The 3,597-nt window shown below is 63.1% G+C and carries 2 protein-coding genes; one reads left to right on the top strand and one right to left on the bottom strand.

The window, feature by feature from the left end:
- Positions 1–2,742: TonB-dependent receptor (locus tag AC1VAN_RS15215; protein WP_480986114.1), on the top strand; the 2,742-nt coding region annotated here is incomplete at its 5' end.
- Positions 2,743–2,880: 138 nt separating this feature from the next.
- Here AC1VAN_RS15215 and AC1VAN_RS15210 read toward each other — a convergent pair.
- Positions 2,881–3,483, bottom strand: a complete 603-nt coding sequence (locus AC1VAN_RS15210) for a TetR/AcrR family transcriptional regulator (protein ID WP_025877807.1) — start codon at positions 3,481–3,483, stop codon at positions 2,881–2,883.
- Between the last annotated feature and the right edge of the window lie 114 nt (positions 3,484–3,597).

Raw genomic sequence — 3,597 nt, 5'->3', positions numbered from 1 at the left:
CTGCGTGACGCTGTCGTCGTCGCGCTGATCGCCGGTGCGGCGACGTCCGTAACGGCCCAGGCGCAGGAAGCGACCAACCTGGATCGCATCTCGGTGACCGGTTCGCGCATCAAGAGCACCGACATCGAAACCTCGCAGCCGGTCCTGAGCCTGACCCGCGCCGACATCGAAAAGCAGGGTGTGACCTCGGTCGCCGACATCCTGCAGCGCGTTGCCGCCAACGGTGCCGCCCTGAACCGCACCTTCAACAACGGCGGTGACGGCTCGGCCGGTATCAGCCTGCGCAACCTCGGCTCGGACCGTACCCTGGTGCTGGTCAATGGCCGTCGCTGGACCACCGGCCTGGACGGCAGCGTCGACCTGAACACCATCCCGACCGCGATGATCGAGCGCATCGACATCCTGAAGGACGGCGCTTCGACCATCTATGGTTCGGATGCCATCGCCGGCGTGGTGAACATCATCACCAAGCAGAACTTCGACGGCGCCGAAGCGAACTTCTACAAGGGCCAGTACAGCGACGGTGACGGCGAGCGTGAAGCGGCCGATTTCACCATCGGCACCACCACCGATCGCGCATCGCTGATGCTGGGTGTCTCCTACGTCAAGGAAGGCAAGGTCATGGCCGGCGATCGCAAGATCTCCGCCGGTGGCCCGCCGTTCTTCGACGGCCAGAGCAGCACCGGCATGCCGGGCTCCTACATCCGCAACGACGAGCGCTATGTGCTGATCAACGGCGTGGAGACGCCGTTCAACGCCAACGTCCACGGCTACAACACCGCCCCGGACAACTACCTGTTGACCCCGCAGGAACGTACGTCGCTGTTCGCTTCTGGTTCGTACAACGTTACCGACAACATCACCTTCCGTACCGAGGCGATGTACAACGAGCGCAAGTCCGAGCAGCTGCTGGCGGCCATGCCGGTCACCAGCATGCGCCTCAGCGCCAACAGCATGTACAACCCGACGGGTGAAGACCTGACCGGCGTCAACCGTCGTTTCAATGAAAGCGGCGGCCGTTCGTTCAACCAGAACGTCAAGAACTGGCACTTCTACGGTGGCTTCGAAGGCTTCTTCGAGTTCGCGGACCGTAACTTCGACTGGGATGTCGGCTACCGCTACGACAAGACCGACCAGAACGACCTGACCTACGGCCTGTTCAATCTGGCCAACCTGCGCAACGCTTACGGCCCGTCCGAAATGCGTGGCGGCGTGCCGGTCTGCGTCACCGCCCCGGGCGGCGACATCATTCCGGAGTGCGTGCCGGTCAACGCTCTGGGCCCGGAAGGCTCGATCAGCCAGGCCGCGCTCGACTACACTTCGTTCACCGCACACGATTCGGCCAGCCTGGTGTCCAAGGGCTACTACGCCAACATCTCCGGTGAAATCGTGCAGCTGCCGGCCGGCGCTCTGGCCTTCGCTGCCGGTTACGAGTACCGCAAGGAGACCGGTCAGTTCGATCCGGACGCCTTCATCGCTGCAGGCCTGAGCACCGGCAACGGCGCAAAGCCGACCAAGGGCGGCTACGACCTGGATGAAGTCTTCCTGGAACTGTCGATCCCGGTGCTGGCCGACCTGCCGGGCGCCAAGCTGCTCGACTTCAGCGCGGCGACCCGCTACTCGAAGTACAGCAACTTCGGCAATACCACCAACAACAAGTTCGGTTTCCGCTGGAAGCCGATCGACGACCTGATGATCCGCGGCAACTACTCGGAAGGCTTCCGCGCGCCGAGCATCAGCAACCTGTATGGCGGTGACGGCGACTCGTTCGAAACCTACGCCGATCCGTGCGCGGCTGCCAACGGCCCGACCGGTGCGGTGCTGGCCCAGTGTATCGCCCAGGGCGTTCCGGCTGGCTTCGTCCAGCCCAACACCAAGGACGACGACGGCGTTCCGCAGTCGGGCGCGGCCCAGACTGCCGAGCCGTTCACCTGGAAGTCGAACCCGAACCTGAAGCCGGAAACCTCGACCAGCAAAACGCTGGGCCTGGTGTGGAGCCCGAGCTTTGTCAGCGGCCTGAACGTGACCCTGGACTGGTGGCAGATCAAGATCGAAGACGCCATCACCCGTCCGGCGATCCAGGACATCATGAACTACTGCTACGGCGGTTCCCCGGCAGAACAGGCCGCGTACTGCGGTCTGATCACCCGTGATCCAGCCTACGGCACCATCGAAGAACGCTACACCATCACCAACGTCGACATGCCGCTGCAGAATCTGGCGTCGTACAAGGTGGAAGGCTGGGATCTGGGCGTGYTGTACCGCCTGCCGGAAACCTCGTTCGGCCAGTTCACCGTCAGCTGGGACAGCACCTACCTTTCCAAGTGGGAAACCAAGGCCACCGAAGATTCCGAGGTGGAAGGCCGCCAGGGTCGCTATCTCGACCAGGATCCGTACTGGCGCATCCGCTCCAACCTGTACGTCGACTGGTCCTTCGGCGACTTCGGCGTCAATTAYGGCCTGCGTTACAAGTCCGGCATGACCGAAGACTGCCTGCTGGGCGGCGCACTGCGCAGCTACTGCTCCGATCCGGATGGCCGCAAGAACCACATGGGCTCGACCACTTACCACGACATCCAGGTGCGCTACAACACCCCGTGGAAGGGCACGATCATGCTGGGTCTGAACAACGCATGGGACAAGCAGCCGCCGGTCTCGTACTCGACCTCGTACAACATGTTCGACCCGCAGTACGACCTGCCGGGCCGCTACATGTACATGMAGTACMAGCAGAAGTTCTGATCGMTCCWYYGATCAGCTGATGCAGCAACGGCCCCGAAAGGGGCCGTTGTTTTTTGTACGTTCGCTGCTGGCGTCAACACCAACGAAAAAGGCCGCGGCACTGCCGCGGCCTTTCTGCATCCAGCGATGAAGAACGCCTCAGCCGTTCGGAATCAGCGTGTCGATCAGATGCTCGACATACGCTTCAAAATCCTCGCGCGCCTGCTTGGGCTGCTGCAGCTGCAGCGACAACTGCAGGAAGCCGACATAGGCGGCGTAGGCCAGGCGTGCGCGATGGCGTGCATCGGTCGAGCTCAGGCCCGCCTGGCGGAACGAGGCGATCAGGTAATCGAGCCGTCGCTGCGACACGCGGTCGATCACCGGCCGCACCATCGGATGGTCCAACGCTTTCAGCAGCTCGCTGTAGATGATGTGCGGCTGCACTTCGTGCGCCACCATCTGGAACAGCTGGCGCAGGCGCACGCGCGGATCCGGCACGTCTTCCAGGCTGCCGAACACCTGTTCCTGCTCGAACAGTTCCCAGCGTTCCAGTGCGGCCTGCAGCAGCGCATCACGCGAGGGGAAGTGCCAGTAGAAACTGCCCTTGGTCACGCCAAGGCGGCGCGCCAGCGGCTCCACCGCGACGGCGCTCACACCTTGCTCGGCAATCAGATCGAGGGCCGCCTGGGCCCAGTCTTCGGCACTCAGGCGGCTGTTGCGGCCGGCACGCGGTTCGCCGGCGGAAGCGTCAGGTTGATTCATTTGCTGATTTAACCATACGCCGGGGTTCGTTGCAGTACGCGATTGCGGCCGAAACCGTCGGCAGCCGGGCCGAGAGGCATTCTCGCAGCGCACCATACCGTGCAGTATTGACAT

The organism is Stenotrophomonas sp. 05L44_2, assembly GCF_056665995.1.
Note: the sequence above shows the minus strand (reverse complement) of the source record. Positions and strands in the feature narration are given on the sequence as shown.

Excerpts from the sequence above, each read along its gene's own strand:
- AC1VAN_RS15210 (WP_025877807.1), bottom strand. The coding sequence starts at position 3,483 with ATGAATCAACCTGACGCTTCCGCCGGCGAACCGCGTGCCGGCCGCAAC.